This is a genomic window from Nitrospirota bacterium, assembly GCA_035873375.1.
In the GTDB taxonomy this organism is placed as follows: domain Bacteria; phylum Nitrospirota; class Thermodesulfovibrionia; order Thermodesulfovibrionales; family JdFR-85; genus BMS3Bbin07.
On sequence record JAYWMQ010000056.1, the window covers coordinates 22,531 to 29,333 of the forward strand.

Below are 6,803 nucleotides of genomic sequence, written 5' to 3' on the forward strand. Positions count from 1 at the left end.
ATACCCGGTTAGTTTTGTTGAACTGGCTGCAGGGGTTATTACCCCCTCCCCCTCAGTGCTGAAATTATAACACAAAAATGAACAATAACATACATATGGTGAGAAAGATGATGACACCGACCGTGGCCCAGGCGATGATATTGAAGATGCGTGAATTGGTATAATCACCCATGATCTTTTTGTTGTTCGCCAGCTTCAGGGCATAATAGAGGACAAAGGGAAGGATGAGGCCGTTAACCACAGAGGACAGGACCATAAGCGTGACAAGGGGAGCCCCGGGAATGAGGACCAGAAGCGAGGCTATTATGATAATCGAGGTATAAATCCACATGAACTGGGGGGCCTCTTTAAAGGTCTTGTTGACCCCGGCCTCCCATCCCATGGCCTCACACGTATAGTAGGCAGTTGCCAGCGGGACGATAATCGCTCCAAGCAATGAGGCATTTGCAAGGCTTACGGCAAAGATAAGGGATGAAAACCTGCCCGCAAAAGGCTTTAATGCCATGGCTGCCTCACTTGCCTCATTTATCCTTATGTCTGCCGGAAACAGGACGGTGGCACAGGTAACAATTATGAAGAAGGAGATTATGTTCGTGATACTGCACCCCAGCACCACATCCAGCCTTGAGGCCCCGTAATCCTTCTTCTTAATACCCTTTTCAGCAATAGAGGACTGGAGGTAGAACTGCATCCAGGGGGTGATGGTTGTACCGATTATTGCTATTGTCAGCATGATGTACTCGGGGTCTGCCTTGATTTCAGGTACTACCAGTCTTTTAAAAACAAGGGACCAGTCCGGTTTTGCCATGATCCCTGATACCACATAGCCGATATAAATGATACATGCCAGGAGAAGAACCCGCTCAACCGTACGGTATGTACCTTTTGTGACAAGCAGCCATATTGCCAGTGAGCCAACAGGTACCATTGCATACTTGCTGAACCCCAGAATCTCCATACTTGCAGCCCAGCCCGCGAGATTGGCCATAGTTGTGCCGAGGTTTGCAACGAAGAGCCCCAGCATCATGTAAAAGGTGACTTTCACCCCAAAATTTTCCCTGATAAGGTCCGAGAGCCCTTTTCCGGTAACAACGCCCATACGGGCGATCATCTCCTGCACGACTATCAGCGAGACAGTGGTTGGAAGGAGTGTCCACAGGAGTGCATAGCCAAACCTTGCACCGGCTACAGAGTAGGTGGTAATCCCACTGGCGTCGTTGTCAATGTTGGCCGTGATTATCCCCGGACCAAACACAGAGAAAAAAAGGGCTATCTTTATAAAATATTTTTTCATGTTTTGCCAGCGGTATCATCTGTCATTGGTTCGTTCAGAAACGGTTAATATCAGGAAAGTGCAAGGTGCGGAGTCCGACCAGTGACTGATTCAGACCTTTTTACGCTTTCGCTTTGCCTTTGGCGGCAGGATCCTGTCTATAATGTCATCCATTGTGACAATACCTATAAGCACATTGTCATTGTCGACAACCGGTATTGCTGCGAGGTTATACTTTGATATGGCTGCTGCCACTATATCTTCATCATCCTCGGGGTTAAGGGTCTTCAGGTTTGTAACCATTATCTCCGAAAGTGTTTTTCCCGGATCTGCAAGGAGGAGTTCCCTGAGGGAAAGGACACCGAGCAATTTCTCGTCAGGGTCTATTACATAAATATAATAGATTGTCTCTATTTCGGCAGCGTCTCTCTTGAACCTCTCAATGGCCTCGGAGACCTTGATCTCCGGCTCATAGGCAATGAACTCATTGGTCATCAAGCCCCCGGCGGTATTCTCTTCATGTTCCAGGAGTTCCTGAATATCCTCTGCATCTTCCTGGTCTATACTTTCAAGGAGGGCCTTCATCTTTTCCGTTGGCAGATCTCCGAGGATATCTGCTGCCTCATCCGGGGGCATCTCCTCAATTATATCCGATGCCTTCTCCGGCTCCATCTCTGTTATTATGCTCGCCTGCACATCAGGCTCAAGCTCGGAAAGGGTCTCGGCAGCGGTTTTGAGGTCAAGGTCTGTAAAGAGGCTCGTTCCTTCCTCTCTGGAGACGGAGCTTATAATTTCGGCAATATCCGCGGGGTGCAGGTTGGCAACCATCTGCCTCGGCACTGTCAGAGCAATGGTCTTGAGTTTTGGCTCAAGTGGCTGGATATAGGTCCAGCTTATCAGGTTATGCGGCAACTCTATTTTGAAGAGTTTGAAAAACTCATTTCCCTGTCTTTCAATGCCCAGTCTCCTCAGGATTCCCCTCATTCCGACGTCGACTGCTACGAGTACGGCCTTTCCCTCAAAGCCTTCCAGCTTTATGTCATTCACCCTTACCACCTTTGCCCCGGTGGCATCAACTATCTGTTTGTCAAGGATATCCCTGACGGCAAGCAGGTCTTCATCCGAGGGTTCATACTGGGCCAGGTCCTCTCTGTTTAATGTGGAGGCCATTACCCTTTTGTTGAATATACTCATGGTCTCCCATGGTACCAGGAACTTTTTCTTCTTCCTCGAAACTATTAAAGACTTCACCACAGGGAGCGGCTCTCCCTTCACGATTATTATATCCCTCAGGGTGCCGAGGTTGTCTCCCTTTAAATCAAGGATCGGTTTTTTAAGGAGTTCGCTTAAGAAGAGTTCACCAAAAATGGGCATAAAATCTCCTTTGGATAAAATGAATTTTACTTTAACCTTTTATTAAAGGGTATGGCAAGATGAAAAATTCTATATTGAATTTTTTCACTTGAAGAGACTGGCTTGCTTTTTTCCGGTATACTTGATATGTTAACAATATGATCTTTCTTCCTGTATCCCTGATGCTGTTTATCCTCTTTCTTTTGCTGATACCCCTCCTCTTTGCCCTTGCCCCGGCTTTGGCCTTTGCCAAGCTCGGGTTGAGTCCGGTCTGCGGGTATGTCTTTTTTATAGCCTGTCTTCTTGGAAGCAGTATAAATATTCCCGTGCACAGGGGAGAAGTCGAAGATTCCATACCCCCTGATGACGTAGCCACCCTGTTTCACACTCTTATGGGCATCAAGGTTCCCCAGACAGCAGAGAGGGTAATCGCAGTAAACCTCGGCGGAGCCATACTTCCCGGCCTTCTGAGCCTTTATCTCCTGAGGCAGGTGCCTTTTACAGTAACCTTTGTGGCCACTGCCATCACGGCGCTGGTTGCCTATATGCTGAGCAAACCTGTGAGGGGTGTGGGTGTGGTTATGCCCGCCTTTGTGCCCCCGGTAATCTCTGCTTCAGTGGCGATTCTGATTGCAGGAGAATATGCTCCCCAGGTGGCGTATATCTCCGGTGTAATGGGTACACTGATAGGTGCCGACCTCTTGAGGCTTCACCAAATACAGAGACTGCCGTCAACTTTTTTAAGTATTGGTGGCGCAGGGGTTTTTGACGGTATATATCTTGTAGGGTTGGTATCCGTGCTTCTTGCCTGAAAAAATCCACATTCCTCTGTTTTCCAACTGAAAATCCTTTAATTTTTCCGTAAAATATTGTATTATATATAATTAACTGCTAATTTGTCTTTCTTCGATTATCTGGAGAAGGACTATAAGCAGGAGAAGAACTATAACAATGGATGGAGGTTGAAGATGTTTCGTTTTATGAAAAAATATCATGACGATATAAAGACCGGTAAGATTACCCTGACCTTTCAGCCCTGGGATACACTCAGGGTTCTCAGGGGCAAGATATACAGGGCATATAATCTTGGTCTTCTCAGGGTGCTGGATGTGGACTTTAAGAAGCTTTCGGATATAACACCTGAGGAATTAAAGCGGTGTGGCTATAACTCTCTTGCAGTCTTTCAGAGAGAGTTTGAGGAGATGGCTGAAAGGAAGGTTGATTTTGAGAAGGAGAGGGCTGTAAGGATAGAGTTTGAGTATATTGGTGAGGATATAGAGAACTACAAGAAGGCGATGGGTAACGTAAAGGACTCCGAGCTTTACAACCTTAAGGAAAAGCTCATCATCGATGACCAGAAGAACGCAATCCCCTGGATTATAAAGACCCTGAGACTCCTGAGGGAATACGATTATCTGCCTTCCAAGGACCTTGAAAAGAGGCTCAGGATTCCTGCAGAGAGGATCAGGTATAATATGAAAAAACTTAAGGCGCTTAACCTGATAACGAGCAATCAGAGAAAAGGGTACGGCATTACCCCCCTTGGAGTCAAGGTGCTGAAGACCTTGAGTTCCGAGAAGAAAAAGCTTGCCATGAAGAATGCGGGAGTGGCAGAGAACGCGGGAGTGGCAGAGAGTGATGGAGTGGCAGAGAACGCGGGAGTGACAGAGAGTGATGGAGTGATGGAGTGATGTGTTCCACGTGGAACAATAGGAGATAAAGGATGGTGTTTTGGGCAGGATTGTTGCTATAGCAAACCAGAAGGGCGGGGTCGGAAAGACCACAACTGCAATAAACCTTGCGGCTTCCCTTGCGTTGGCAGAAAAGGATATCCTCATAATTGATGCAGACCCGCAGGGGAATTCCTCGAGCGGTCTTGGCATAGACAGAAACAATCTAAAGACGACTCTCTACGATGTCTTTGTGGGCCGGGCAGGGATGGAGGAGGTAATTACCGGTACAGAGGTGGAGAAGTTAAGCATTGTCCCTTCCTCCATCGATCTCCTTGCTGTTGAGGTTGAACTTGTTGACAGGCCGGAGCGGGAAGCGGTGTTAACAGAAGCCCTCAGGCCGATTGCCGACAGGTTTGAATATATCATAGTGGACTGTCCCCCCTCGCTTGGCCTCCTCACCCTCAATGCCCTTGTGGCCGCCAACTCTGTTCTTGTGCCTGTGCAGTGTGAATATTATGCACTGGAAGGGCTTGGTCTCCTTTCACGTACAATCAATCTTGTCAAGGACTCCTACAACCCGTCCCTGCAGATTGAGGGTATATTGCTGACCATGTTTGATGCAAGGAACTCCCTGTCGCATCAGGTGGCCCAGGAGGTGAAAAAACACTTTGGAGACGTGGTTTATTCCACAGTTATACCAAGAAATGTTACACTTAGCGAGGCCCCGGGCTTTGGTAAGCCCGTAATGCTATATGATGCCCGTTCAAGGGGTGCTCAAAGCTATTTTCAACTTGCAAAGGAGATTTTAAGTGAAGGACGCACTCGGTAGAGGACTTGGGGCACTGATTCCTGACCACCAGCAGGGTGTTCAGGAGATAGAGATAAAAAAGATAAAGCCCAATCCTGAACAGCCAAGAAAGATTTTTGACGATCAGGCCCTCAGGGAGCTGACGGCATCAATAAAAGAGAAGGGCATTCTCCAGCCCGTCATGGTAAGAAGGGCTGAAAACGGTGACTACTACCTGATAGCAGGTGAGAGAAGGTGGAGGGCTGCGGCCTTGTCAGGCCTGAAAAAGATCCCTGTGATGATTAAGGACAGCGGGCCGGGTGAATCCCTCGAACTTGCACTTATTGAGAATATCCAGCGTGACGACCTCAATCCGATAGAGACGGCAGATGCCTTTCACAGATTGATGGCGGAGCACAAGTATACCCAGGAAGACCTCTCTAAAAAGGTGGGAAAGGAGAGGGCAACAATTGCAAACTACCTGAGACTTTTGAGGCTTCCCTCCGAGATAAAAGGGCTTATAAATGACGGCAGGCTCAGCATGGGCCATGCAAAGGCCATTGTGTCGCTGCCAACAAAAAAGGCGCAGATGGATGCTTCACGGGTGGTAGTAAAGAAGGGGCTCAGCGTGAGGGAGACAGAGGCCCTGTGCAAGCGTCTCCTGGAGACCCCCTCGGGTCAGGTTAAAAAGCAGAAGGCAAAAGACCCTGATATTGCAGCCCTTGAAGATCGCCTTAAACGCTCGATGGGGACGAAGGTCAGTATAAAACACCGGGGCAAGGCAGGTAAGATAGAGATAGAGTACTACAGCCTTGATGAGCTTGACAGGCTCCTTGAAATCCTGAGAGCTTAGTTCGTTAAGATATATCCGCAGATTACACAGATTACACAGATTTTCGCAGATTATAAAACAAAACAATCAAGATAACCTTTACATGTCTATTTCTTCACCCATTTATTCTTTAAGGAAATGAAACAGAAGTTTCCTGGCTTTTATCTGAAAATCTGCGAAAATCTGAGCAATCTGCGGATAAGCCGAGATTCAGAATTTATCTCATCATTTTCCCCTTTCTGTTTATGGTATTATTACTTTGAGAAAGGCCTGATTATGCCCTAATGCACTACAGGGGAATGTCTGTTAGCTTCTTATAGAGTACCCTTATAGATAAGCAAAGAGCAGAATTTCTTCTATACTATAGATGATTAAGAAAGGAGGAGTGCTATGGGAAGCATTAGCGATGAACTTGAAGATAAAATTAAGTCTTTGCCGGACATTGAAAAGATTGAGCTGGTAGATTCTATATTGATGCAGCTTGACAAGCCTGACCCTGAAATCGACCGTATTTGGGCAGATGAGGCGCGTAAACGCTGGCAGGCATACAAAACGGACAAATTAGAGGCGGTGCCTTATGAACAGATAATGGACAAGTATCACAGCAGGTGAATATCCGCCAATCCTTTACCTTTATAAGAACTTTTCTAACAGCAAATCCCCGTTCATCCCCTCGTTACGGTTTGAAAAAACGGGGAATTTGCTCACCCAATGAGCATAAAAAGGTACTTTCCTGTCAGGGACAATCTTTCGTGCTCTTAGAAATTCCTGAAATTCAGGCAATGCCTTTGTTGACATTTTACACCCTCCCTTACAATTATCCAATATTATACGTATTACGTATTTGCTGATATTATGCCCTAAATACGAAAAACAATATTTTTT

The 6,803-nt window shown here is 46.7% G+C and carries 7 protein-coding genes; 5 read left to right on the forward strand and 2 right to left on the reverse strand.

The annotated features are described in order from the left end of the window. Nucleotides 1-64: 64 nt before the first annotated feature. Nucleotides 65-1,294 carry an Nramp family divalent metal transporter gene (locus VST71_11945; protein ID MEC4686430.1) on the reverse strand — a complete coding sequence of 410 codons (1,230 nt, stop codon included), beginning with the start codon at nt 1,292-1,294 and terminating at the stop codon, nt 65-67. Between the two features lie 90 nt (nt 1,295-1,384). After that, nucleotides 1,385-2,647 (reverse strand): CBS domain-containing protein, encoded by a 1,263-nt coding sequence (locus VST71_11950; GenBank protein ID MEC4686431.1) that lies wholly within the window; start codon nt 2,645-2,647, stop codon nt 1,385-1,387. A 137-nt stretch (nt 2,648-2,784) separates the two neighbouring features. Between VST71_11950 and VST71_11955 the strand changes: the two genes are divergently transcribed. The 5 genes from VST71_11955 (at nt 2,785) to VST71_11975 (ending at nt 6,530) form a co-directional block, all read left to right on the forward strand. Continuing rightward, nucleotides 2,785-3,438, forward strand: a complete 654-nt coding sequence (locus tag VST71_11955) for a DUF1614 domain-containing protein (GenBank protein MEC4686432.1) — start codon at nt 2,785-2,787, stop codon at nt 3,436-3,438. 156 nt (nt 3,439-3,594) lie between these two features. Next, complete coding sequence (locus VST71_11960; protein MEC4686433.1) at nt 3,595-4,317, forward strand: hypothetical protein; 723 nt, start codon at nt 3,595-3,597, stop codon at nt 4,315-4,317. Nucleotides 4,318-4,357: 40 nt separating this feature from the next. Continuing rightward, the gene (locus tag VST71_11965) at nt 4,358-5,128 is read left to right on the forward strand and encodes an AAA family ATPase (GenBank protein MEC4686434.1); all 771 of its coding nucleotides are present in this window, start codon (nt 4,358-4,360) and stop codon (nt 5,126-5,128) included. Then, entirely contained in the window at nt 5,109-5,939 is an 831-nt protein-coding gene (locus tag VST71_11970) for a ParB/RepB/Spo0J family partition protein (protein ID MEC4686435.1), read from the forward strand. The genes VST71_11965 and VST71_11970 overlap by 20 nt, the downstream gene beginning before the upstream one ends. Before the next feature lie 369 nt (nt 5,940-6,308). Next, nucleotides 6,309-6,530 (forward strand): addiction module protein, encoded by a 222-nt coding sequence (locus tag VST71_11975; GenBank protein MEC4686436.1) that lies wholly within the window; start codon nt 6,309-6,311, stop codon nt 6,528-6,530. The last annotated feature ends 273 nt before the right edge of the window (nt 6,531-6,803 follow it).

What these genes read in the sequence shown, in the direction of transcription:
- VST71_11945 (MEC4686430.1), bottom strand. Translation starts at nt 1,294, where the DNA reads ATGAAAAAATATTTTATAAAGATAGCCCTTTTTTTCTCTGTGTTTGGT.
- VST71_11960 (MEC4686433.1), top strand. Translation starts at nt 3,595, where the DNA reads ATGTTTCGTTTTATGAAAAAATATCATGACGATATAAAGACCGGTAAG.
- VST71_11975 (MEC4686436.1), top strand. Translation starts at nt 6,309, where the DNA reads ATGGGAAGCATTAGCGATGAACTTGAAGATAAAATTAAGTCTTTGCCG.
- VST71_11955 (MEC4686432.1), top strand. Translation starts at nt 2,785, where the DNA reads ATGATCTTTCTTCCTGTATCCCTGATGCTGTTTATCCTCTTTCTTTTG.
- VST71_11950 (MEC4686431.1), bottom strand. Translation starts at nt 2,647, where the DNA reads ATGCCCATTTTTGGTGAACTCTTCTTAAGCGAACTCCTTAAAAAACCG.